Genomic DNA, 512 nt, shown 5'->3' on the forward strand with positions numbered 1-512 from the left:
CTAACCACCACTAGCGGACCTAGCTCGGTCCACTTATCAAAACGGCCAGGACAAATAGAATAAATAGGGCTATCAGGCCGCTGACGCCCAGGATAGTTCTAGATCGCTGCGCAGGCCCCGCGCTGAAGGCGCGAACAAGCGACTTTGCTCCAACTGCTTCCTTCGTTATCCTGTGAGATCCGCGACGAAAAGTTGAATCCTGCGGAGCTAACCGCTCCAATCGATTGAGATCATAGTCGAGCCGGCGTACACTATCACCTAAAACCGATATCGCTTCGGTCAACGATTTAGCTACGAGCAGAGCTTCGGCAGACGGATTTCGGTCTGGATGAAACTTAGTTATCAACGCTTTATATGCGGCTCGAATGACAACAGGGTCGGCCTGCGGCGCGACCCCTAAAATGCTGTAATAGTCCTTTGAGTAGTCCAATGCGTCTACCTTGGGCGAAGCAACCGCAATGCGTCCGCTTTGCCACCTCTTCCACCAAAAGCTGCCTTTCCGCTAGCCACCA

General features: G+C 52.9%; 1 protein-coding gene. It reads right to left on the reverse strand.

Features of this window, described 5'->3' with window-relative positions; genetic code table 11:
• Window positions 1-19: 19 nt before the first annotated feature.
• Complete coding sequence (locus OXR60_RS19835; RefSeq protein WP_267397784.1) at window positions 20-430, reverse strand: J domain-containing protein; 411 nt, start codon at window positions 428-430, stop codon at window positions 20-22.
• Window positions 431-512: the final 82 nt, after the last annotated feature.

The organism is Sphingomonas sp. GC_Shp_5, assembly GCF_026540855.1.
Classification (GTDB): domain Bacteria; phylum Pseudomonadota; class Alphaproteobacteria; order Sphingomonadales; family Sphingomonadaceae; genus Sphingomonas.